General features: G+C 69.5%; 22 protein-coding genes, 1 tRNA gene and 2 pseudogenes. 13 read left to right on the forward strand and 12 right to left on the reverse strand.

Going from position 1 to position 22,466, the window contains the following annotated elements:
- From AB0I54_RS45335 to AB0I54_RS45355, 5 genes are all read right to left on the reverse strand, one after another.
- Positions 1-701 (reverse strand): phosphoenolpyruvate-utilizing N-terminal domain-containing protein (locus AB0I54_RS45335; protein ID WP_363302252.1); only part of this gene is annotated, 701 nt, incomplete at its 3' end.
- Positions 698-1,360: a dihydroxyacetone kinase subunit DhaL gene (gene dhaL, locus AB0I54_RS45340; protein WP_363302253.1), complete on the reverse strand. Its 663-nt coding sequence runs from the start codon at positions 1,358-1,360 to the stop codon at positions 698-700. The genes dhaL and AB0I54_RS45335, both read right to left, overlap by 4 nt.
- Before the next feature lie 161 nt (positions 1,361-1,521).
- Positions 1,522-2,520: a dihydroxyacetone kinase subunit DhaK gene (gene dhaK / locus AB0I54_RS45345; RefSeq protein WP_363302254.1), complete on the reverse strand. Its 999-nt coding sequence runs from the start codon at positions 2,518-2,520 to the stop codon at positions 1,522-1,524.
- Complete coding sequence (locus AB0I54_RS45350) at positions 2,517-3,443, reverse strand: MIP/aquaporin family protein (RefSeq protein WP_363302255.1); 927 nt, start codon at positions 3,441-3,443, stop codon at positions 2,517-2,519. Before AB0I54_RS45350 ends, dhaK begins: the two co-directional genes overlap by 4 nt.
- Positions 3,444-3,613: 170 nt before the next feature.
- Positions 3,614-4,393: an IclR family transcriptional regulator gene (locus tag AB0I54_RS45355; RefSeq protein ID WP_363302256.1), complete on the reverse strand. Its 780-nt coding sequence runs from the start codon at positions 4,391-4,393 to the stop codon at positions 3,614-3,616.
- A gap of 61 nt (positions 4,394-4,454) precedes the next feature.
- Here AB0I54_RS45355 and dhaM point away from each other — a divergent pair, with 61 nt between their 5' ends.
- From dhaM to AB0I54_RS45370, 3 genes are all read left to right on the forward strand, one after another.
- Entirely contained in the window at positions 4,455-4,847 is a 393-nt protein-coding gene (dhaM, locus tag AB0I54_RS45360; protein WP_363302257.1) for a dihydroxyacetone kinase phosphoryl donor subunit DhaM, read from the forward strand.
- Positions 4,831-5,136, forward strand: coding sequence for an HPr family phosphocarrier protein (locus AB0I54_RS45365; protein WP_363302258.1), 306 nt, complete (start codon positions 4,831-4,833; stop codon positions 5,134-5,136). The genes dhaM and AB0I54_RS45365 overlap by 17 nt, the downstream gene beginning before the upstream one ends.
- Positions 5,137-5,210: 74 nt before the next feature.
- Positions 5,211-5,666 carry an ATP-binding protein gene (locus AB0I54_RS45370; RefSeq protein WP_363302260.1) on the forward strand — a complete coding sequence of 152 codons (456 nt, stop codon included), beginning with the start codon at positions 5,211-5,213 and terminating at the stop codon, positions 5,664-5,666.
- A gap of 317 nt (positions 5,667-5,983) precedes the next feature.
- Here AB0I54_RS45370 and AB0I54_RS45375 read toward each other — a convergent pair whose 3' ends face one another.
- Complete coding sequence (locus tag AB0I54_RS45375) at positions 5,984-6,850, reverse strand: methyltransferase domain-containing protein (RefSeq protein WP_363302261.1); 867 nt, start codon at positions 6,848-6,850, stop codon at positions 5,984-5,986.
- 138 nt (positions 6,851-6,988) lie between these two features.
- On the opposite strand from AB0I54_RS45375, the gene AB0I54_RS45380 reads away from it, so the two are divergent.
- On the forward strand, positions 6,989-7,579 hold the full coding sequence (locus tag AB0I54_RS45380; RefSeq protein ID WP_363302262.1) for a TetR/AcrR family transcriptional regulator: 591 nt from the start codon (positions 6,989-6,991) through the stop codon (positions 7,577-7,579).
- Here the strand turns inward: AB0I54_RS45380 and AB0I54_RS45385 are convergent.
- Positions 7,576-7,930: pseudogene (locus AB0I54_RS45385) on the reverse strand (transposase); the annotation flags it as partial. The gene AB0I54_RS45380 and the pseudogene AB0I54_RS45385 overlap by 4 nt on opposite strands.
- A gap of 141 nt (positions 7,931-8,071) precedes the next feature.
- Between AB0I54_RS45385 and AB0I54_RS45390 the strand changes: the two are divergent.
- Both AB0I54_RS45390 and AB0I54_RS45395 read left to right on the forward strand, forming a co-directional pair.
- A pseudogene (locus AB0I54_RS45390) lies at positions 8,072-8,538 on the forward strand (DUF1214 domain-containing protein).
- Between the two features lie 470 nt (positions 8,539-9,008).
- Positions 9,009-10,088: a hypothetical protein gene (locus AB0I54_RS45395; protein WP_363302263.1), complete on the forward strand. Its 1,080-nt coding sequence runs from the start codon at positions 9,009-9,011 to the stop codon at positions 10,086-10,088.
- Between the two features lie 246 nt (positions 10,089-10,334).
- On the opposite strand, the gene AB0I54_RS45400 is transcribed toward AB0I54_RS45395, so the two are convergent.
- A complete protein-coding gene (locus AB0I54_RS45400) occupies positions 10,335-11,246 on the reverse strand; it encodes a LysR family transcriptional regulator (RefSeq protein ID WP_363302265.1) in 912 nt (303 codons plus the stop codon).
- 226 nt (positions 11,247-11,472) lie between these two features.
- Here AB0I54_RS45400 and AB0I54_RS45405 point away from each other — a divergent pair, with 226 nt between their 5' ends.
- The 3 genes from AB0I54_RS45405 to AB0I54_RS45415 all read left to right on the forward strand — a co-directional run bounded on the left by AB0I54_RS45405 (position 11,473) and on the right by AB0I54_RS45415 (position 14,065).
- Positions 11,473-12,171: a type 1 glutamine amidotransferase domain-containing protein gene (locus tag AB0I54_RS45405; RefSeq protein WP_363302266.1), complete on the forward strand. Its 699-nt coding sequence runs from the start codon at positions 11,473-11,475 to the stop codon at positions 12,169-12,171.
- A 71-nt stretch (positions 12,172-12,242) separates the two neighbouring features.
- Entirely contained in the window at positions 12,243-12,938 is a 696-nt protein-coding gene (locus AB0I54_RS45410; RefSeq protein WP_363302267.1) for a type 1 glutamine amidotransferase domain-containing protein, read from the forward strand.
- Positions 12,939-13,099: 161 nt separating this feature from the next.
- Entirely contained in the window at positions 13,100-14,065 is a 966-nt protein-coding gene (locus tag AB0I54_RS45415; RefSeq protein WP_363302268.1) for an NAD(P)H-quinone oxidoreductase, read from the forward strand.
- Positions 14,066-14,582: 517 nt separating this feature from the next.
- Here the strand turns inward: AB0I54_RS45415 and AB0I54_RS45420 are convergent.
- Positions 14,583-14,658: transfer RNA gene (locus tag AB0I54_RS45420), tRNA-Arg, on the reverse strand.
- A 230-nt stretch (positions 14,659-14,888) separates the two neighbouring features.
- Positions 14,889-16,175: a M6 family metalloprotease domain-containing protein gene (locus tag AB0I54_RS45425; protein WP_363302269.1), complete on the reverse strand. Its 1,287-nt coding sequence runs from the start codon at positions 16,173-16,175 to the stop codon at positions 14,889-14,891.
- A 333-nt stretch (positions 16,176-16,508) separates the two neighbouring features.
- Here AB0I54_RS45425 and AB0I54_RS45430 point away from each other — a divergent pair, with 333 nt between their 5' ends.
- A complete protein-coding gene (locus AB0I54_RS45430; RefSeq protein WP_363302270.1) occupies positions 16,509-17,162 on the forward strand; it encodes a TetR/AcrR family transcriptional regulator in 654 nt (217 codons plus the stop codon).
- A gap of 242 nt (positions 17,163-17,404) precedes the next feature.
- Positions 17,405-18,943, forward strand: coding sequence for an MFS transporter (locus tag AB0I54_RS45435; RefSeq protein ID WP_363302271.1), 1,539 nt, complete (start codon positions 17,405-17,407; stop codon positions 18,941-18,943).
- A 148-nt stretch (positions 18,944-19,091) separates the two neighbouring features.
- Here AB0I54_RS45435 and AB0I54_RS45440 read toward each other — a convergent pair whose 3' ends face one another.
- A complete protein-coding gene (locus AB0I54_RS45440) occupies positions 19,092-19,601 on the reverse strand; it encodes a MarR family transcriptional regulator (RefSeq protein ID WP_363302272.1) in 510 nt (169 codons plus the stop codon).
- 113 nt (positions 19,602-19,714) lie between these two features.
- Between AB0I54_RS45440 and AB0I54_RS45445 the strand changes: the two genes are divergently transcribed.
- Positions 19,715-20,506, forward strand: coding sequence for a class III extradiol ring-cleavage dioxygenase (locus tag AB0I54_RS45445; RefSeq protein WP_363302273.1), 792 nt, complete (start codon positions 19,715-19,717; stop codon positions 20,504-20,506).
- 13 nt (positions 20,507-20,519) lie between these two features.
- Here the strand turns inward: AB0I54_RS45445 and AB0I54_RS45450 are convergent, their stop codons facing one another.
- Positions 20,520-21,038, reverse strand: coding sequence for an N-acetyltransferase family protein (locus AB0I54_RS45450; protein ID WP_363302274.1), 519 nt, complete (start codon positions 21,036-21,038; stop codon positions 20,520-20,522).
- 186 nt (positions 21,039-21,224) lie between these two features.
- On the opposite strand from AB0I54_RS45450, the gene AB0I54_RS45455 reads away from it, so the two are divergent.
- Positions 21,225-22,223: a sigma-70 family RNA polymerase sigma factor gene (locus AB0I54_RS45455; RefSeq protein ID WP_363302275.1), complete on the forward strand. Its 999-nt coding sequence runs from the start codon at positions 21,225-21,227 to the stop codon at positions 22,221-22,223.
- Positions 22,224-22,466 lie beyond the last annotated feature (243 nt).

Below are 22,466 nucleotides of genomic sequence, written 5' to 3' on the forward strand. Positions count from 1 at the left end.
GCGCGTTCGTCGTCGTCGGGGTGGGCGACCGCGTTGGCCTGATCGGCGTCGAGCAGGATCTCCTGCCCGTCCGGCAGTTCGAGCAGCTGGGGGTCTACGGCCAGGAGGAAGGGTATGCCCAGCGAGCGGGCGACGATCGAGGCGTGGGAGTTCGGGCCGCCCGTCACGGAGATGGCCGCTGTCACCGTCTGGCCGGGTTCCAGCAGGTCGGCTGCGCCGATCTCATGGGCGATCAGGACGAGGGGCTGGTCGGGGGCGGGGCCGGTGTCGCCGTGGAGGTGGGCCAGCACGCGGCGGCCGACCTGCCGCACGTCTGCGGCGCGTTCGGCGAGGGTGGGGTCGTCCAGGGCGGCGATGGTTCCGGCGTAGGCGTCGATGGCCTGGCGGACGGCAACGGATATCGGCTGGCCTTCGTCCGCGCGTTTGACGGCCTGGTCGCGCAGATCCTGGTCCTGGGCGATGTAGCTGTTGACCTCCATGATGTCGGCCTGCTCGTCCTTGCCCTGCTCGCGCAGCAAGGTGGACAGGTCGAGCAGGCGGGTGGCGACGGCGTCGAAGGCGTCCGTGATCTGCTCCGTCGGGTCGCCGCCGGCGCGCTGGGGCAATGGCGCCGGGGCGAGCGGCCGGTCGGTGCGGTGGACGACACCGAGGGCTGTACCGGGCGCGGCGACATGCCCGGTGTAGGTGCGACGGTCGGTCACCGGGCCCCCAGCGACTCGGCGCGGGCCGCCAGTGTCTCGGCGAGGGCGCGGAAGACGAGGGCGGTGGAGGTGGCGCCCGGGTCCTGGTGGCCGATGCTGCGGGCACCGAGGTAGGAGGCGCGGCCCTTGCGGGCCTGCATCGGGGTGGTGGCGCGCATGCCCTCTTCGGCGGCGTCGGCGGCGGCCACGGCCGCGGCAGCCAAGTCCGCTCCGGCGTCGGCCTGTTGCTGGAAGGCGGCCAGTGCGGGGGCGTAGGCGTCGATCATGGTCTTGTCGCCGGGCGCGGCCGCACCGAGCTTCTGGATGCTCGCAAGGCCGGCAGCCAGCGCGGCGGCCAACTGCGGTGGGTCGGCGGCGAGGATGTCCAGGGCCTTGCCCATGGCGCGGAATGCGCCGCCGTAGAGCGGCCCGGAGGCGCCACCGACGGTGGAGATGAGGGTGGTCCCGGCCTTGATCAGTACGGCCCCGACGGTGTCCGGCTCGTAGTCGGCCAGGGCGGTGACGGCGGCGGAGAAGCCGCGGTGCATGTTGGTGCCGTGGTCGGCGTCGCCGATGGCCGAGTCGAGCTGGGTGAGGTGGTCCTTGTGCTTGTCCACGGCGGCTGCGATGGCCTGCACCCACGTGCGGGCGAGGTCGGTGTCCACGGAGTCTCCGTTCATGGTCGATACGGGGCTGGGCGTCATGGTTGGTACGGGGCTGGTCGGCGGTGGGGTGAGCCGGGGGCGGGGGGAAGACGCGAGGGGTGCGGTCCGGGCGGGCTTGCAGCGGGAAGGCTCCGGCCGGGCCCTCGCGTCGCGCGTGGCCCCGCCCCCGGCTCGGTTCAGATGCCCCAGCGCAGGGCCGGGGTGTTCACGGGAGCGTCCCACAGGGACAGCATGTCGGCATCGGCCTTGCACACGGTGAGGGAAACGCCCGCCATGTCCAGGCTGGTCACGTAGTTGCCGACGAGGGTGCGGGCGACGAGCACGCCCTTGTCCGCCAGTGCGGCGGCCACCTCGTTGAACACCACGTACAACTCGATGAGCGGGGTGCCGCCCAGGCCGTTGACCAGGACGATGGTCTCGTCACCGGCCGCCAGTGGCTGATCGGTGAGGATCGCGTCGAGCGCGGTCGCCACGATCTCCTTGGCGGACCGGAGCTTCTCGCGGCGGCGGCCGGGTTCGCCGTGGATGCCGACACCGACCTCCATCTCGTCCTCGGGCAGGTCGAAGCCGGGCTTGCCGGCGGCCGGGGTGGTGCAGGCGGTCAGTGCGACGGCGAAGGACCGGGAGGCGGCGTTGACCCGCTTGGCCATCTCCGCCACCGCGGCGAGGTCGGCACCCTGCTCGGCGAGCGCGCCGGCGATCTTCTCGACGAAGACGGTGGCTCCGGTGCCGCGGCGCCCGGCGGTCCAGGTGGAGTCCTGGACGGCGACGTCGTCGTCGACCAGGACGGTCTCCACGGTGATGCCTTCCTCGGCGGCCAGTTCGGCGGCCATCTGGAAGTTGAGGACGTCGCCGGTGTAGTTCTTCACGACGAACAGCACGCCCGCGCCACCGTCGACGGCCTGGGCCGCGGCCAGCATCTGGCCGGGCACGGGCGAGGTGAAGACCTCGCCGGGGCAGGCGGCGTCGAGCATGCCCCGCCCGACGAAGCCGCCGTGCAGGGGCTCGTGCCCCGAACCGCCACCCGAGACCAGGGCGACCTTGCCCGGCTTGGTCCCCGCGGCGCGGGAGATCACCTTGTTCTCCGCGTCGACCTTGAGTCCGGGGTGGGCGGCGGCGATCCCGGACAGCGCCTCGGCCAGCACCGCCTCAGGGGCGTTGATGAACTTCTTCATGACAGGACTCCTTCAGCAGCAGCGACCGGCTCGGCCGTCGCTTCGGTGGCGGTGCCACGGCGGGCGTTCAGGGCGAGGTACAGGAAACCGGCGGCAACCGCGCCGAGCACTTCGGCGGCCAGGTAGACCGGCAGCTGGTTCCAGTGGACCGTGCCGTCGAACAGCTGGCCGGTGATCATCGGGCCGAGCGTCCTGGCAGGGTTGATGGACGCCGCCGTGGCCGGCGCCACCGGGATGATGATCGCGAACACGCCGAGACCGATGGCCAGGCCCGCGAAGCCACCCGCCGCGCGGCGGTCGATGGCTCCGAAGACGATGAAGGCGAGCATGAAAGTGCCTACGGCTTCGGCGAAGAAGGCCTGTCCAGCACTGACCTGGGGGCCGTAGGAGGCGATGCCGAGGCCGACATCGACCGCTTTCTTCCCCAGCACCCCGACGATGGCCAGTGCGCCCAGCACCGCCCCGGCCACCTGGGCCGCGACGTACCCGGGGACGTCCCGCCAGGGCATCTTCCTTGTCGCGGCCAGCGCCAGGGTGATGGCCGGGTTGATCTGGCAACCGGATATGTGGCCGATCGCGTAGACCATCGCGATGACCACGGTGGCGAACGCCAGCGAGATCATGCCCAGGTCGGCGAAGGTGAACGGGGCCTTGCCGTTGACGATGAGTGTGGCGGGGACCGAACCGACGCCGATGAACACCAGCATCGCGGTGCCCAGCATCTCGGCCAGAAGCTTTTGTGGGTAGGTGTTTTCTTCCATGAAAGGCGCCCAGCGCCGAAGCGGCGGCTCGGGCGTCTCACCTCCTCCGCGTGGAGCGGGCTGTGAAGGGAGGTAGCCGCCAGGTTGATCAGGGTCGGGGCAACCTGGCGGCCGCTCAGGGGAAAGCCGGGCGGATCGAGTCTCCGGCTGCAGGTCGTTCACTATGGATGAACGTTGTTCCGGAAATTAAGCCCGCGTTTCCGGCCTGTCAAGAGCTTCGGCAGCCATCGCGTTCCGTCGACACAAAGAAAGCCCCCCGGCGGTGTGCCGAGGGGCCTGGATCAGGGGGCGGGCAGGAAACCGGACGACCGCCTCCGGGTTACGGGGGCTGGTCAGGTCATCGTGGTGCGTGCGGCCGCGCCACGAGGGGCACCCAGGTCGCGGGAGAGGTTGCGGGCGGTCTCCCGGACGGCGACCGCAAGCTCCTGACGTGCCGATTCGGCCAGCAGTCGCTCGACGGGGCCGACGATGCCGAGAGCGCCGACCACCTCGCCGGAGCGGTCGAAGACAGGGGAGGCGATACCTGCGTCCCCGATGGCCGACTCCTGGTCCTCGACCGCATACCCGGTCCTGAGGACCTCCTTCAACTGACCCGCCAGCACCTCCGGGTCGGTGATGCTGGCGCCGGTGAGCACGGCCGGCTCGGCCGCGAGCAGCCGCTGCCGCTCGCCGGCCGGAACGAAGGCCACGATGGCCTTGCCCAGGGCGCACGTGCTCCACGGAATACTGGCGCCCACCTCAAGGATCTGCACCGCGCCCTCGGGCCGGAAGGCATGGTGCACCACCAGGACGTGGTCACCGTTGAGCACGGCCACCCAGACCGCCTCGTTCGCCCGGTTCGCGAGCTGGTCCGCCCAGGTCAGCGAGCGGGTGCGCAGCTCCTGTGTGTCCAGGTAGGCGTTGCCGAGCTGTACCAGGTCCGGTCCTAGCTGGTACTTCGAGCTGTCCCGGTCCTGCACCACCAGCCCCTCGGCCTCCAGCGTGCGCAGCAGCGCATGCACGGTCGGCTTGGCCACGCCCAGGCGGTCCGCCAGCTCGGTCACGCCCAGCCGGGGCCCGGTGGACGCGAGCTCCCGCAGGATCTGCACCGCCCGGTGTACCGCCTGCACCATCGAAAAATTCTCCCTCGTTCACTATTGATGAACAGCGTTCCGAGATCTAACGTAACTGTTCATGAGCGCATCTGTCGGCATCGTACTCGTGTCCCACAGCGCCGAGCTCGCCTCGGGCCTTCGCCTGCTGGTGGAGCAGATCGGCTCCGACACCGTCCCCCTCGCCACGGCCGGAGGCACCGACGACGGCCGGATCGGCACCAGCTACGACCTCGTCCTCGCCGCCATCCGCAGCGTCGACCGCGGCCAGGGCGTCGTCGTCCTGCCCGACCTCGGCAGCTCCGTGCTGACCGCCCGCACCGTCCTGGAAGACCACCCCCGCCCCGACGTGCTGATCGTCGACGCGCCCTTCGTCGAAGGAGCCGTCGCAGCCGTCGTCACCGCCGCATCCGGTGCCGACCTCAAGACCGTCACCGAGGCCGCCAAGGAGGCCCGCCATGTCCACAAGCTCTGACTCCACCACCACGAGCACCACGACCACTTCCAGTTCCAGGCATGAGACGGCGGTCGTCCTGCCCGCCAACCTCCACGCCCGGCCCGCAGGCCAACTCGCCCGGGCCGCAGCCGCATTCACCAGTGCCATACAGCTGGAGTACGCCGACCGGACGGTCAATCCGACCGGCGTCCTCGCCGTGATGGGCCTGGGTGCCACCGCCGGAAGCAGCGTGACCGTCCGCGCCGAAGGCCACGACGCCGAACAGGCCGTCACGGCATTGGCCGAGATCCTCGCCGGCGCCGAGTAACCCGACGCCGCCAGCGGCACGAAACCCCCACCGCTTCCGACATGAGAAGCAAAGACAAGTGGAGGTGGCCGAGCGTGAGCGTCCCTGCGACGAGCACCCCTGACGCCCATATGGCCCCGCCCTCGCGGGTCGAGCACGTCTGCGCGGTGCCGCACATCCCCGAGGCCGTCTCCGCCGTACGCCGCCGGGCACGCACCGTCCTGGACCAGTGGCGCGTGCCCACTCCGACAGTCGACGACGCCCTCCTGGTGATCTCGGAGCTGACCACCAACGCGATCGTCCACGCACTGCCGCCGGCAGTGCTGCGGTTGTCCCTGCCCGAGGTCGGCAGCCGCCGCGCCCTCCGCATCGAAGTCACCGACGCGGGGCCGGTGCCCCAACGACGTCCATGGCCCGACGGCCCCCATCCCGTCGAACACAACGAAAACGGTCGCGGGACCGGCATCGTCGCGGGCCTCTCCGTACGAAACGGAATTTCTTGCCACCCCGAGAGGACCACGCGATGGGCCGATCTCCACATGGAGCCTTGACCACACGTGACACGGCAGCCGCACATCCCTGGCGGACGTCGCGGCCACCACGAGGAACGGCCGAACCCGGGTGGCGCCCGTGGCCCCGGTGCCATGCGGCAGCCAAGCGCCAGGCGTGCCCTATGCATCGGGGAGTGGAAATTCATCGGGGAGTGGAACGCGCAGAAGTCCGCCTCTCAGTACGGCTTCAGGTGGTCCGGGGGCTCGGTGCTCCCGGTTCCTCTCGGGGCGCGGGTACGACAACGCCACGCACCCGCCGGGCTTCAACAGCCAGGCGAGGGTGAGCAGATAGGGGGGTCGTTCGTGCCGAAGTACTGCTAGGGCCTGTCCGACGAGTCGGCCGGGCGGTCCGCCGTGACCAGCCACGACGTGCTGCGCAGCCGGACCGTGCCGTCCGTCGCCTCGTGGTCGCGCAGATGGTCCGTCAGGGTGCGGCGGGCGAGGGCCTGTGCAGTCGCGTCGGCCTGCTCTGTCAGGTGACGACCGGGTCCCGTTCCCAGCAGGAACTTCGCCGCGTCCTCGGCTCCGTGTCCCCATGCCCCGTAGGCCTGCGTCTGGTTGATGGTGATGCCGGTGAATCCAGCTGCGGTGAGGACGTCGCGGATGCGGTCCGGCGCGGCCAGGGAGAACATGCCGGGCAGCCCCGGCTGCCCGAAGTCGCCGACCGGCAGGAAGTCGCGCAGTGCCGCCATCGCCATCACCCAGTCGTTGAGCGCGGCATCGGCCGGGCAGACGAACGTCAGGCGCCCGCCGGGTCGCAGCGCCCGGCCGACGTTGCCGAATGCCGCTACGGGGTCGGCGAAGAACATCACCCCGTAGCGGCTGATCGCCGCGTCGAACGTGCCCGCCTCGAAGGCGTGCACCTGCGCGTCGCCTTGTGTGAAGGAGGCGTTGGTGATGCCCTCTCGCTCCGCGCAGGCCCGGGCCTCGGCCAGCATCGGGCCTGACAGGTCAAGGCCCAGCGCACGCCCTTGGGGCGCCCGGAGCGCAGCGAGACGCGTGGTCTGCCCCGAGCCGCAGCCAAGGTCGAGGGTCCGGTGATCCTCGGCGATTCCGGCGGCGTCGAGGAGGGGCTCGTTGAAACCCTCGTTCACGGCGTTCCAGCGGTCCTGGTTGCGGGCCCAGTGGGCTCCTTCGGGGCCGTTCCACGCCTGAGCCTGCTCAGTATTGACGATGTCTGGCACGGGTGCCTCCTGTGACGGAAGACGGAGAATGGGCATGCGCCCAAACAATATGGGCGCGTGCCCATACTGGCAATCCCCCGCTACTATCCAGGGGCGGTGCCCCTTTGTGGGCGGCGGAGGCGGAACGGAAGGGGTCCCATGTCACCGCGCGGAGTGGCGACGCCGGACGTACGTGAGCGGCTTTTCGCGGCCGCTGAGCGCGTCGTGGAAAGGGATGGGCCCGGTGCGCTCACCAGCCGGTCCGTCACGACCGAGGCGGGCTGCGCCAAGGGGCTGTTGCATGCTCACTTTGCGGGGTTCGATGAGTTCGTGGCGGAGCTCTGCCTCGACCGATTCGCAGGGACGGCGGCGAAGGCGCAGGCACTGTCGGGGCTCGCCGGACAGGGCACGGTGGCGCGGAACCTTGAAACTGTCGCCCTCGCGCTGTTCGACTCCGGCGGTCCCGCCATCTCGGGCCTGGCCATGACACGCCCCGCCGCCGCGCTGCGCATCCGCAAGGCCCTGGAAGGAGGGGCGCCCGGGTTCACCGCGATCCAGGAGGCCATCACCGGCTACCTGAAGGACGAGCAGAAACTCGGCCGGGTGGCGGAGGATGTCGACCCGTGCACGGTGAGCCTCGCTATCGTCGGCACCGCCCACCACCTCCTGATGACCAGCTGGCCGGGCACGCCTGACCCACGGCCCCCTATGACGCGCCTGGTGGCCGCGTTGGTGGACGGCAACAGCTAGGGACTGTCCAGCGAGTCAGAGACGTACGCCCTCTTGTCAAAGCGCGTGGCGACAGCCCGGTAGGTCTTCAACCGGTTGATCAGGCGCTCGACCTCGTTCCTGCGGGCATAGCGTGCCGGGTCAAAGCCGATGGGCCTACCACCGCTGCTGCCACGGCGTTGGCGATGAACCTGCTGGTCACGGCGTGCGTTCGGGGATGGTGTGCTTGATCTGTCGACGCCGCAGATATCGGCGGTTGCGGCGTGAGGAGTACGCTTTGCCGCCGCTCAGGTGGTCCGGCCGGGTGCGGGGATGTCCCTCGGCCGGACGAGGCACCCGAATACGTTCCAGGACCGGGATCATCTGCGGGGCATGACGTCGAGGCTCAGCCCGACGCGGTCAAACGAAGCCTGAACCGGGCCGCCGCTGTCGGCGTTCCCCCTGCTCAAAGAGCAGATCCTCAGCGGCGACTGGGCCCACCTTGTCCACGGCTGGCGCTATCCGCCCCCGCAGGTGGGACGCTTCGGCGACCGCTTCCTCTTCCTCAAACGCGACGCCGACCAGTCGCTGATCGGCGTCGCCGCCAACGACCCTGCCGAAGCGGTCTACTTGCTCAACTACGACGACGCGGACGGCAACAAGCTGGCCTCAGAAGGCCGGTACGAACTGCACTTCCCCAGCGACGCCCTGCCACCGGTCGAAGCCTTCTGGCGTTGACCGCCTACGGGGAGGACATGAACCTCATCCCCAACCCGGCCGACCGCTACTCGGTGGGAGACCGCAGCACCGGCCTGCAGTGGGACGCGGACGGCGGACTGACCATCCACCTGCAGAGTGAGCCGCCCGACCAGGGCAAGGAGGCCAACTGGCTGCCCACCGCGAAGGACGGCACCTGGTTCGTGGCCCTTCGCATGTACCGGCCCCGCCCCGAGGTGATCGACGCGACCTGGGAGTGTCTCCCGCCGACCCGTGTCGCCTGACGATTCGGCACTCGGCCGAGCCACCACCGCCCCGGCGATCGGCTGAACGGCCCTCGGTACTGGCTCAGGGACCGCATCACCGCGTTCAGGGCCGGCGACGTCCGCTGCTTCCAGGGCCTACAGGCCCGCCGGCTCGGCGTCGTCAGCATTCCCGCGGGGTTTGACCTCGGCGGCAGCGGCCCCGGGCGCTTCTACCAGAACGCTTGCGCACAGGTTGGCGGCTCGGGCTGATCTGCGAAGCCAGTCGGGCTCGCCATGGGCAGCTGAGGAACAACCCGCCACTGGGGGTTCTTGGTGAAATATGCACTGACCTGGGAATACGCCTCTCCGTAGTTCTCATGGATCAGCGCCGGCCCCCATGCCTATGTGCCCTGGATGTGGGCTGGGCTTTGCCCTTCTCGGTGAGCAGCCATCCTTTGATGCTTCTCGTTCGTAGGAAAGGTGAGACACGGGATCCGAGGAGCTGGGTCATGGGAATGGACGGCCTGCGGGACCTGGGCTTTTTCACCCAGCGTCTGCTCGGCGGGCGACGCGGGCAGGCCGAGGAACTGGGTGGGGTTGCGGTTTCCTGGTGGCGGCGCCACCAGTTGTCCCGGCGCGGTGTGGAGATCACGCTAGGAGTGCTGTGGCTGGTGGACGGGGCGCTGCAGTTCCAGCCGTCCATGTTCACCCGAGGCTTCTTCGTCGACACGCTGGGTATGGCGAACATGGGCCTGCCGGGGCCGGTGGCCACGGTCGAGTACGCCCTGACGAGCATGCTCGCCGCTCACCCTGCCGTGTGGAACCCGTTGTTCGCTTCGTTGCAGGTCGCGCTCGGGGTGGGACTGCTGTGGCGGCGTACTGCCCGTCTGGCTCTGGGGCTGTCGATCCTGTGGGCGCTGGCGGTGTGGGTTGTCGGTGAGGGCTTTGGCGGCCTGTTCATGGGCGGCACGAGCCTGCTGACGGGTGCCCCTGGTGCGGCCCTGCTCTACGCGCTGATCGCCATCGCGCTGTGGCCCCGACGCGACCGCAGCGCACGAAGCGGGCAGAGCATCGCGGACGGTGGCCTCTTGGGCGGGACTGTGGCGCGCTGGTCGTGGCTGGTCCTGTGGATCGGCACGGCGGCGTTGGAGCTGGAGCCCGCCAGCCACGTGCCCGGCGCCCAGCTGACCAATGCCGGAGAGGACGAACCGGCCGTTGTCGCGGCGGTCAACCACGCGGTCGGCGGGCTGTTCACAGGCCGCGGCATTCTCTTCGCGGTCGTCTTCGGGCTGCTGCAGATCGCGATCGGCATGGGCGTGCTGGCCCAGCGCACACGGCGTTGGGCGCTCTCAGCGGGCATCGGGCTGGCGCTCGCCACCGGCATCCTCGGCCAGGACCTCGGCGGACTCCTCACCGGTCACGCCACCGACCCCGGAACCGGCCCCTTGCTGGTGCTGTTCGCCCTGACGTTGTGGCCGCGCGAGGCCACCGAAAAGGCAGGTGGCGCGCCGACCGGTTCGGGTGCGGCCCGAGCCACCCGCGCTCTCAGCTGGGGAAGCGACCGCGCTTGGGCGGGCGCGCGGCTCTGACCTAGGGATACGTCGCCTCCAGCGCGGCTTCGAGGGCCGGATTCGCTTCCGGGAGACATACCGTTTATGGGGCGATGCCCTTCCCGGGTTCATGCGCGCTGGACGTACCCAGGCGGTCGCCAGAGGGCGCCCAGCTCCGCTGTCGTGCTGAATGCCCAGCCCGGCGCGCGTCTTCCTCGCCTTCGCCATCCTGGGTGGATCTGCGTCGCTGATTGCGTCGAGTTGGGTCGGCGCCGCTGGGCCGGTTCACCAGGCCCTCTTCGCAGCGGCCAGTAGGTGCTCGCGGACGAGTGTCACGTGTGGGTTGGTGGAACTGCCCGGGCGTTGGACGAGGTAGGCAGTGTTGATCGGAGGGTCCTCCGGCTGGTGCAGTAGCCGGAGGGCGCCGGAAGCGAGTTCGGTGCGGCACAGGTAGCTGGGCAGGACGCTCCAGCCGGCGCCGACGGTGACGGCGGTGAGGACGCTGCGCAGGTCGGGAACGGTGATCGCGGCCTGGGCGTGCAGTCGGCGGTCGAAGACGTGGCGCCAGTAGCGGCGGACGATGGGTAGATCCTCGGCATAGGCGATCAGTGGGAGGCTCTCCAGGGCAGTGGGCAAGTTCTGCCCCTTGAGTCGTTCGGCCCATACAGGGGCGGAGACCAGGACGAATTCCTCGTCGGCGAGGAGTTCGGCGTGCAGCGTCCGGCCGCGGGGCCGCCGCGTGGCGACGACGAGGTCGTGGCGTCCGGCCCGCAGTTCTTCGAGCAGCGGTTCGGCCAGTCCGATGGCCACCCGCAGCCGGACGCCTTGCGCGGCCAGCGGGGCCAGCACCGTGAGGCCGGCCACGCTCATGAACTCCGCGGGGCCCGCCAGATGCACCGGTGCGACGGTGCTGCTCGGCTCCTCGCCGGTGATGACGGCCAACTGGTCGAGGGGGGCCGACAGCCGGGTGGCGAGTTCGTCCGCGTGGGGCAGCGGGGTGACGCCTTGCGCCCGGCGTTCGAACAGCTCGCGGCCCAGGCGGTTCTCCAGTGCCCGGATCTGCGTGGTGACGGTGGACTGCGACAGGCTCAGCTGACGTGCAGCGGCGGTGAAGGAGCCCAGGCGGTGCACCGCGAGGAAGGTGCGCAGCAGGTTCAGGTCCAGCGGACCGGATCCATGAGTGTTGTGATCGCTCACGGCTCCGAGCCTACGAGGTACGCGCGGCGGTCACATGCCGCCCGTCCTCGGGGCGAGGCATCGGGTCATCGATACCCGGTATCGGTCTCTTCATTGGCGCGGATACTTCAGCACCTTTAGTTTCGAGACCAAGGGGCAGTGGGTTCTATAGATCATCACCGTCGGTGTTATTCGGCCACACCCTGCTCCGAATGTGCAGTTGGCCGACAAAGGAGCCGTGGGAAAAGTGCGACAGAAGAAGATTCTGGCGGTGGTGACCAATCAGGCCACCTACGGGGCGAGCGAGCACCGGACCGGCCTTTGGCTGGCTGAACTGGTCCATTTCTATGACAAGGCGGTGAAGGCCGGTCACACGGTGGATGTGGTGAGCCCGGCGGGCGGCGAGGTGCCGCTCGACCCTCGAAGCCTTGGCCGCTTGTTCGTCGACCGGACGGTTCGCGGTTATCTCGACGACCCGGCCTTCATGACGGCTCTGAAAGCCACTTCTTCTGTCGCCGACGCGGATCCGGACGACTACTCCACGATCTTCTTCACGGGTGGTCACGGCACGATGTGGGACTTCCCCGACAGCGTGGACCTGCAGGGAACAGCCGAGGCCATCTACGCCCACGGCGGCATCGTCTCCTCGGTCTGCCACGGCGCCTGCGCGCTCATCAACCTCCGCGACACGGACGGGAACCCGCTCGTACGGAACCGCACCGTCACAGGCTTCGCAACGGTCGAGGAACGGCTGGCCGGTGTGAAGGGCAGGGTGCCCTTCCTGCTGGAGGACGAATTGCGCGCGAAGGGCGCCAAGTATGTGCGCTCCACCGTCCCGATGACACCACACGCCGTGCGCGACGGCCGTCTGATCACGGGCCAGAACCCGGTGTCCACCAAGGCCGTCAGCGACTTGATTCTCGCTGCCTTGGCCGAGGCCGAGTAACCAGTACAGAGACCTGGGCGCCCGCCTCTGTGAGGCGCCGCCCGATAGACCCGACTCCAGGAGACCGCACCATGTCGAAGATTCTTTTTGTGATGACCGGCGCCGACCACTGGACGCTGGCGGACGGCACCAAGCACCCGACCGGCTTCTGGGCCGAGGAGGCCGTCACCCCCTACCTCGCCTTCACGGCCGCCGGCCACGAGATCGTCATCGCCACGCCGGGCGGCGTCGTGCCACCCCTGGACCTGGGCAGTCTGGCGCCGCAGTTCAACGGCGGCGAGGAGGGCGCGAAGAAGATGGCGGACGCCGTTGCCTCGATCGGCGAGCTCCAGCACCCCGTCAGGCTGGAGGACGTCGATCTCGCCGACTACGCTGCCGTCTTCTACCCCGGTGGCCACGGCCCGATGGAGGACCTGGCCGTCGACGCCATCTCCGGCAGGCTCCTCATCGACACCCTCGCCTCGGGCAAGCCGCTCGGCGTGGTCTGCCACGCCCCGGCCGCACTGCTGGCCGCGACCCTGACCGATAGCGGCAACGCCTTCGCCGGCTACCGCCTCACCGGCTTCAGCAACGCGGAGGAGACCCAGGCCGGCCTGGCCGCCAACGCCAAGTGGCTGCTCCAGGACCGCCTGGTCGAGATCGGCGCCGACTACCAGGAGGGCGAGCCATGGGCCCCGAACGTGGTCGTCGACCGCAATCTGGTGACTGGCCAGAACCCCGCCTCCGCCGGACCGGCCGCGGCCGCAATCCTGAAGAAGCTGACATGACGTAGTGGAGCACCCGCACCCGTTTCCATATCCGCATCGGCACGGAGCCGACCGATGCCCCGCCTCAGGCAACCGATGGCTGAAGGCCCGGTCTACGCGCGTACGACGACGCCTGGCAGGCGTACGCACCGCCACCCATCAGGTGCGCGAACAGGAGAGACATGAAGGCAATTTCGATCAAGGAACCCGGTGGGCCGGAGGTCCTGGAGTGGATCGAGGTCGAGGCCCCGTCCCCGGCCGCAGGCGAGGTCATCGTGGATGTGGTGGCCGGCGCGGTCAACCGAGCGGATGTCGCACAGCGGATGGGGTTGTACCCGGTCCCGCCGGGAGCGTCGCCCTACCCGGGACTGGAGGTCTCGGGCCGGATCAGCGCCATCGGCGAGGGCGTGACCCAGTGGCAACCGGGCGACGAAGTATGCGCGTTGCTTGCCGGAGGCGGGTATGCGCAGAAGGTCGCCGTCCCTGCCGGGCAGCTGCTCACGGTGCCCAAGGGCATCAGCCTTGTCGAAGCGGCGGCCCTGCCGGAAGCCGCCGCCACGGTGTGGTCGAACGTTTTCATGACCGGTGCTCTGAAGGCGGGCGAAACCTTCCTCATACATGGCGGAGCCGGCGGCATCGGCACGATGGCCATCCAGATCGCCAAGGCCCGCGGCGCCCGCGTCGTCACCACTGTCGGTGGTCCCGAGCAGGCCGCCAGGGTGCGAGACCTCGGTGCCGACCTCGCGATCAACTACCGCACCGAGGACTTCGCCGAGCACGGCCCGTACGACGTGATCCTCGACGTCATCGGTGGCCACTACCTCAAGCGCAACGTCCACTCCCTGGCCCCCGACGGGCGACTGGTCATCATCGGTCTGCAGAACGGCCTGGAGGGCGAACTCAACCTCGCCGAACTCCTCTTCAAGCGCGCGTCCGTACACGGGACCACCCTGCGCTCCCGCCCGACCGGGCAGAAAGCGGCCATCGTGGCCGAGGTCCAGGACCACGTGTGGCCCCTGATCGAGAACGGATCCGTACAGCCGGTCATCGACCGCACCCTGCCCCTGACCGAGGCCGCCGAAGCGCACCGGATCCTGGACGCCCACCACATCGGCAAGATCGTCCTTGTCAACCCCGACACCGCATAACACCGAAGCGCCATCTCTCATGAGTCCGACGACAGGGCTGCAGTGAGCGCCGGAAAACGGGCCGAGGAGCGCGGGTCCGCGCCCTCGGGCACCCGCGGGCCTTTCGGGCGGGCGCGCAATGCGGGGACAAGTTCGGGATGGACTCCGCGCGATGCTGACTGCAGCAGCTCGGTGATGACGATGATCTGTGCGACGCGTCCGGGCTCCGTATTGAGCACGGGAAGGTGTCGGGCACGCGGTGGGCGAATGCGGGGACAGCCTGAGCCAGCAGGCGCCTCGGTCAGGGTGGTCGACGCGGCTGCTGAGGGTGCGGCCGTGCCAGCCCCAGATCTCGGGGCCGGAGGCTCCCACCCCTGCGCCGACTGTGTGAAGGCCGAGGCGAAACCGGCGGAGACGCCCAGCGCCCGGGGAGGATTTTGCCTGACGGCGCGTTCCCAGTCGTTGCCATGCACGGCCAAAAAGCCCCTCGGAGATCACTTCCGAGGGGCCTTTCTGGTACATCGTGCCTGGTCAGGCATGGTGCCCCCGGCAGGATTCGAACCTGCGACACCCGCTTTAGGAGAGCGGTGCTCTATCCCCTGAGCTACGAAGGCGGATCGTGGCCGCTTGGGTCACAGGCGTCAGCGTACCGGATTTGGTTGGGGGGAGTGTGGGGGGCGGGGCGGTGGTACGTGGGACGCGGGACGCTCTGTGTGGGGCCCTCTGGGTTCGGGTTGCCCGGTCGTGAGTTCGGGGACCAGGTGGAGTACGTGGGGCTCCCGGGTGCGGCCGGTCGTATGCCTGGTGTTGTGGTGTGTCCTGGCGTGATGCCCTGCCCGCCTGGCTATCTCCGCGTCACCCGCACCTTGTAGTCGCCGGCCAGGTCCGCTGCCGTTACCGCGATGGTGATTCCCCTGCGTGGGTCCTTGAAGGTCTCGCCGGGGGCGAAGGTTGCGTCGGAGAGTTCCGCGTGGACGTTGGGGCTGCGGGTGCAGCCGCCGGTGCCGCGGTGGGCGTCGTAGACGGTGATGGGGCCGCGGCCGGTGTCGACGTTCGCGTCGACCCGGTAGATGAGGACGCCCGGGTGGCAGACGGTCTCGTCGTTGCCGCCCCGGGCGCGCAGTTCGACGGCGTAGCCGCTGCGGGCGGTGATCGGCACGAAGATCAGCTTGTGGCCGCCGGTGCGGAACAGCGGTGTCAGCGTGTACTCCTTGCTGCCCCGGGCCGCCGCACAGCTCACCTGCTTCACGTCCAGCCAGCCCAGCTTCCACTTGTGCCAGCCGAGCAGGTCGTTGTTGGCGCCCCAGTCCTCGCTCATGATGTCCCAGTGGCCGACCGCGCCCCCGCCGTCCTGGGTGTAGAGGTCGGGCAGGCCGAAGACATGGCCGTTCTCGTGCGGGAGCACCCGGTAGCCGGTCCGGTCGTAGGTGCCGGAGCCGTCGTCCTGGCGGGAGTAGACGAACGATGCGTTGGCGACGGGGACGCCGTCGGCGACGGGTGCCTCGGCGTTGCCGGCGAAGGTCACGGACAGCACGGTGTCCAGGGCGGAGGGGCCCGCGTTGGAGGTCACCAGCACGTTCAGCAGGTCGTACGAGCGGAAGTCCACCTCGGGGTCGGCGGCGGCCACGATGTCCTGGACCAGCAGGCGGTAGCCGGGGTCGAAGGGGGCGCCGCGCTCTATGCCGTACGCCGCGAACGGCTTGGGCATCCGCAGCCAGTGCGGGATCGGGGTCTCGGGGCGGTAGTCGAGGCGGCCGTAGGAGGCGGTGCGGAACCACTCCTGGGTCTGCGGGAAGAACTCGTGGAAGCGGTCGAGCGCGTCGCCCTCACCGGGCGCGTCGGGGAAGTCGACCATCAGGGTCAGCGCGTGGACGGTGCCGGTGGAGCGGGAGTAGCCGCCGGGGGTGGGGACGCCCTCCGTCATCTGGACGTCCAGGTTGCCGCTGATCAGACAGGGGCTGAGGGCGGGGGTGCGGGCGAGTGAGATGGGGCCCGCCCCGCGCGAGGTGGGGCCCGCCGTGAGGTGACCGGTCCCGGCCGAGGTGCTGACCGCGAGGATCAGCGCGGTCACGGCCGTGAGGGCCGCCACGCGGCGCGGGCGTATCCGGCGGGAGATCGGCGGCGGCTGCATGCATGGACCTCTCGCTCCACGGCAGCCACCGGTCTCCGGCTGCACCCTTTCGATCACCCTGGGTCGCCGGGGCTGTTGGCGCGCGCTGGAGAGGCCGATCGTGGGTTTCCCGCCGGTAGTGGTGTGACCTAGCTCACATGGAATCTCCTCGGGGTGGGAAATAACCGGGGATCGTTTCCCCGTTTAGACCTGTGTCCGAGCGAAACGGGGATTACTTCCCCGGATCGCATCCGGATCGCCAACGGCAAGCCGGATCAGCACCGGCAAGCCGGATCGGCGCCAGGCCAGTAGACCGACCGCATCGCCTTCCGCGACCCGACCGAGGAGTACGCCGTGCAGACCGTGACTTCTCCGCACCCCGCAGCGCGCAAATCAGCCCGGCCCCGCGCCGACGCCCTGCGCAACCGGGAGCGGATCGTCACCGCCGCCCGGGAGATGTTCGTCGAGCACGGCCCCGACGCCCCGCTCGACGAGATCGCCCGCCGGGCCGGCGTCGGCAACGCCACGGTGTACCGGAACTTCCCCGACCGCGACGCCCTCGTCCGCGAGGTCGTCTGCTCGGTCATGGACCGTACGGTGCGGGCGGCGGAGCAGGCCCTCGCGGAGACCGGCGACGCCTTCGAGGCGCTGGAGCGCTTCGTGCACGTCTCCGCCGACGAGCGGATCACCGCCCTGTGCCCGATGATCTCCAGCACCTTCGACGAGCACCACCCCGATCTGGAAGCCGCTCGGGAGCGTGTCGAGCGGATCGTCGGAGAGCTCATGGACCGGGCCAAGGGGGCCGGGCTGCTCCGCCCGGACGTGGGCGTCGGGGATCTGCTGGTCGCCGTGGCCCAGCTCAGCCGGCCCCCGGCCGGCACGGGATGCCTCAGCGCCGACCGGTTCGTACACCGCCATCTGCAGCTGTTCCTGGACGGGCTGCGGGCTCCGGCCCGATCCGTCCTGCCGGGCACGACCGTGACCATGGAGGACCTGCGCCAAGTCTGACCCCGGACCACAAACCACAGACTGACCAAAGCCTGACGACGCCGAGCCCGACGAATACGTGACTCCGACGATCCATCGCCCGATCCCGATCGATTAGTTCACGGCCGCAATCCGGTCATCACCGCAACCAAGCTTCCGGCCGCGTCCACGAGGGCGGGCCGTCCTTAGGCAACGCCACTCGACTCTTACGCAACGCCCCTCAACGCCTTTTTCCGTCACGAAGTCCCGAAGTGGGTACACCCATGTCTGAAACAGCCGCAAAGGCTCCCGGCGCCGTCGCGCAGACCGGCGACGCCAACCGCTGGAAAGCGCTCATCTTCATCGCGCTCGCCCAGCTGATGGTCGTCCTCGACGCCACCATCGTGAACATCGCACTGCCCTCCGCCCAGCAGGACCTGGGCATCTCCGACGGCAACCGTCAGTGGGTCGTCACGGCCTACGCGCTCGCCTTCGGCGGCCTGCTGCTCTTCGGCGGCCGGATAGCCGACCTGTGGGGCCGCAAGCGGGCCTTCGTCGTCGGTCTCGTCGGCTTCGCCGCCGCCTCCGCGCTCGGCGGCGCCGCGACCACCGGCGCGATGATGTTCGGTGCCCGGGCCCTCCAAGGTGCCTTCGGTGCCCTGCTCGCCCCGGCCGCGCTCTCCCTGCTCGCCGTGATGTTCACGGACGCCAAGGAGCGCGCCAAGGCCTTCGGTATCTACGGCGCGATCGCCGGTGGCGGCGGCGCCGTCGGCTTCATCCTCGGCGGTGTGCTCACCGAGTACATGGACTGGCGCTGGACGTTCTTCGTCAACATCCCGTTCGCGATCGTCGCGGCGGCCGGCGCGTACTTCGTCATCCGTGAGCCCGAGGGCGGCCGCAACCGCTCCCCGCTCGACATCCCCGGCGTGATCCTGTCCACCCTGGGCCTGGTCTCCCTGGTCTACGGCTTCACCCGCGCCGAGTCCGACGGCTGGGGCGACTCGGTGACCGTCTCCCTGTTCGTCGCGTCGGCGGTGCTGCTGCTCGCCTTCGTCGTCACCGAGGCCAGGGTCAAGGCCCCGCTGCTGCCCCTGCGCGTGGTCACCGACCGCAACCGCGGCGGCATCTACCTCTCCCTCGGCATCGCGATCATCGCGATGTTCGGCACCTTCCTGTTCCTGACCTACTACCTGCAGGTCGTGAAGGGCTACTCGCCGATCAACACCGGCTTCGCCTTCCTGCCGATGATCTTCGGCATGATGGTCGGCTCGACCCAGATCGGCACGCGGCTGATGACCCGCGTCCCGGCGCGGCTGCTGATGGCCCCCGGCTTCCTGGTCGCGGCGAGCGGCATGTTCCTGCTGACCCGGCTGGAGATCGGCTCCTCGTACGCCTCGACCGTCCTGCCGTCGATGCTGCTGCTCGGCCTCGGCATGGGTACGGCGTTCATGCCCGCCATGTCCCTGGCCACCCTGGGCGTCGAGCCCCGGGACGCCGGTGTCGCCTCCGCGATGGTCAACACCTCGCAGCAGGTGGGCGGCGCGATCGGTACGGCCCTGCTGAACACGATCGCCGCCTCCGCGACGACCTCGTACATCAAGGACCACATCGCCACCGCCACCTCCAAGCCCCAGCAGCAGCTGGTCCAGCTGCAGGGCATGGTGCACGGCTACACCAACGCGATCTGGTTCGCCGTCGGCATGCTGGTGCTCGCCGCGGTGATCGTCACGGGCTTCGTCAACGCCGGCAGCCCGGACACCACCACGGTGGTCTCCGGTGAGGGCATCGAGGACGAGGTGGCGGTGCCGGTCGTCGCCCACTGAGGCGTCCGGCGTACCGCTCCGGGAGCTTCGCGTACGTACGCGGAGGGGGAACCCCGTACGTACGACCCCTGAGGACCTGCCCCGGCTCCGCCCGGCTCTGCCCGGCTCTGCCCGGCTCCGTGAGTGAGCGGCTCAGCTAGTGAGCGGCTCAGCGGAGCCAGGGCAGGTCCGCACCCGCTTCGTCCGGCTGAAGACCCTCGGCGACGATCTCCATGATCTCGCCGAGGGTCTTCTGCTGTTCGGGGCTGAGGCGCTCGAACAGCGCCTGGCGTACGGCGGCCACATGGCCCGGCGCGGTGCGTCGCAGCACCTCGGTGCCCGACTCGGTGAGCACCGCGAACTGGCCCCGCTTGTCGGAGGGGCAGTCCTCCCGCCGTACCCAGCCGCTCTTCTCCAGACGGGCGATCGCGTGTGAGAGACGGGAGCGGGTGATCTTCGCCTTCATGGCCAGTTCGGTCATCCGCAGTCGGCGGCGCGGGGCCTCGGCGAGCTGGACGAGGAGGCCGTAGTAGATGTGCGGCATGCCCGCGTCGCGCTGCAGCTGACGGTCGAGGTGGTCTTCGAGCAGGGTGGTGGCGTGCAGATACGAGCGCCAGACGCGCTGCTCCTCGGCGGTGAGCCAGCGGCTGTCCGCGGCGGATTCGGATGCCGTGTTCATGCGGTCCACTGTACGAGGAATCTCCTTGAAACTTGAACAAGTGCGGCGTAGTGTGTTAAATGAAGCTTGAGAGTTAAAGCAATGAGCCCAGTAAGTCGGAGGGAGCCGCCGTCATGTCCGCCGCCGCCCAGGAGCGCATGCCCGCCCTCTACCTCAGCCACGGAGCCCCGCCGCTGGCCGACGACCCGATCTGGCCCGGCCAGCTCGCCGCCTGGTCCGCCGATCTGCCCCGGCCCAGGGCGATCCTCATGGTCTCCGCCCACTGGGAGGAGGCCCCCCTAGCCCTCGGCGCCACGCAGGCCGTGCCTCTCGTGTACGACTTCTGGGGCTTCCCGGAGCGCTACTACCAGGTGACGTACGGCGCTCCCGGCGCACCGGAGCTCGCCGAGTCCGTACGGAAGCTGCTGCGCGCCCCCGGCATGCCCGTCCAGGACATCCCGGACCGCGGCCTCGACCACGGCGCGTACGTCCCGCTGGTCGAGATGTTCCCCGAGGCCGACATCCCCGTCCTGCAGATCTCCATGCCCACCCTCGACCCGGTGAAGCTGATGGAGATCGGCCGCAGGCTGGCCCCGCTGCGCGACGAGGGCGTGCTGATCGTCGGCTCGGGCTTCTTCACCCACAACCTGGCCGCGCTGCGGCACACGGGCGGCGGCGTGCCCAGCTGGTCCTCCGAGTTCGACGACTGGGGCCGGCGCGCCCTGGAGGCCCACGACTGGGACACCCTGCTGGCCTTCCTCGACAAGGCCCCGGCCGGCCGGTACGCCCACCCGCGCACCGAGCACTTCGCCCCCCTGTTCGTCACCATGGGCGCGGCGGAGGCCGGCGGTGAGCTGGACGCGCAGAAATCGGTGATCGACGGGTTCTGGATGGGGCTGGCGAAGCGGTCGGTCCAGTTCGGCTGATCCCTGCCGGGGGTCACAGCTCCTTCTCGTACCAGGCCACGTCCCAGTACCTGCCGAACTTGCGGCCCACCTCGCCGTACGTACCGACGTACCGGAATCCGAAGCGCTCGTGCAGTCGCGTGGACGCCTCGTTCGGCTGGGCGATGCCGGCGTAGGCGCGGTGCAGGTCCTCGCTCTCCAGGGCCTTGAAGAGGGCTTCGTACAGGAGCGTGCCGATGCCGCGGCGCCCGGCGTGCGGGGCCAGGTAGACCGTTACCTCCACGGAGGTGGAGTACGCGGGCTTCACCCGGTAAGGGCTGGATGTGGCGTAGCCCAGAATCTCCTGTGAGTCCGCGTCCATGGCAACCATCAGCCGGTACGGGCCGTCTTCCGGGTGGGAGAGCAGCCAGGGGCGTCGCTCTTCCGGCGTGAAGACGGCGGTGTCGAAGGTGATCGGTGTCTCACGTACGTAGTGGTTGTAGATGTCCGTGAGGGCTTCGAGGTCAGCCTCGGCTCCTGGCCTGACCTGCACCTCTGTATGTTCCGACGGCATCTCGCCTCCCTGTGTGGCGCGCAGGGTACTGCAAGATCAGAAAAATCGGGGGGCGGGTTGGGAATTCTGTCCGGATTCCAGTCGTTGTTTCCATCGGATGCAGGGCACTCGACCAGAGTCCCAGGAGTTCTCGGAGTGCCGGGTGTCCAGGACCACCCGCTGACCCACCATCGCAAGGGAGCACGCATGGCAACCCGTGCCGTCGCCCGTCGTCAGTCCGCCACCGGCGAGACGGCCGACGCGGCAAGCAGTGTTCGCGCCCATGGCGGCGAGATCGCCGACCGCGACCTGGTCGGCATGTATCTCGACGAGATCGCGCGCACACCGCTGCTCGACGCCGCCAAGGAGGTCGAGCTGTCCCAGACCATCGAGGCGGGTGTGTTCGCGCGACAGGTCCTCGACGGAGACGAGGAGTCCGCCACGGACGCCAGCCGCGAGGAACTCGAGGCACTGGTCGCCGCGGGGGAGCGAGCGAAGGACGTCTTCATCCGCTCCAACCTCCGGCTGGTCGTGGCGGTGGCCCGACGCTATCCCCGCAGCGGTCTGCCCCTGCTCGACCTGATCCAGGAGGGCAACGCCGGTCTGGTGCGCGCGGTGGAGAAGTTCGACTACCGCAAGGGCTTCAAGTTCTCCACGTACGCCACCTGGTGGATCCGCCAGGCGATCACCCGCTCGATAGCGGACCAGTCCCGCACGATCCGACTGCCCGTCCACCTGGTGGAGGAGCTCGGCCGGATCCGCCGCGTGCAGCGCGAGTTCAACCGCGAGAACGGGCGCGAACCCGAGCCCGCGGAGATCGCCGCCGAGCTCGGCTCCACCCCGGAACGCGTCACCGACGTGCTCGACTGGGCCCGTGACCCGGTCTCGCTGAACATGTCGGTGGACGACGAGGGCGAGACCCAGTTCGGCGACCTGCTGGAGGACACCTCGGCGGTCTCCCCCGAGCAGTCGGTCCTCACGCTCCTGCGCAGCGAGGAGTTGGACGGACTGATCGGCCGGCTCGACCAGCGCACGGCTTCCATCATCAAGATGCGGTACGGCATCGAGGACGGCCGGGAGCGCACGCTCACCGAGGTCGGCAAGGAACACGGGCTGACGCGCGAACGCATCCGCCAGATCGAGAAGCACGCGCTGCTCGAACTGAAGAAGCTGGCGCGCGACACCGGGTTCGACGCGGTGGCGTAGCGGCACGGACGGACGGCACCGGCGTTCACCGGAGCGGACACATGGGGGCGTGTGTGGCTCCATGGGCGCCGAGTGGCGTACGGGCGTACGGCCGCTGTCTCCCGCGTACGCCGGGTGGCGGAAGACCGCGCAAACATGGCTCTGTACCGCCGCTTCAACTCACTGGGTCCAGGGAAAAACCCTTCAGGGCCCAGGAGTTCGGGGATCGGGACCGCACTCCCTCGACCCCACGACCACCCTGAG

The sequence above is a fragment of the Streptomyces sp. NPDC050625 genome (assembly GCF_040654755.1).
Lineage (GTDB): Bacteria > Actinomycetota > Actinomycetes > Streptomycetales > Streptomycetaceae > Streptomyces.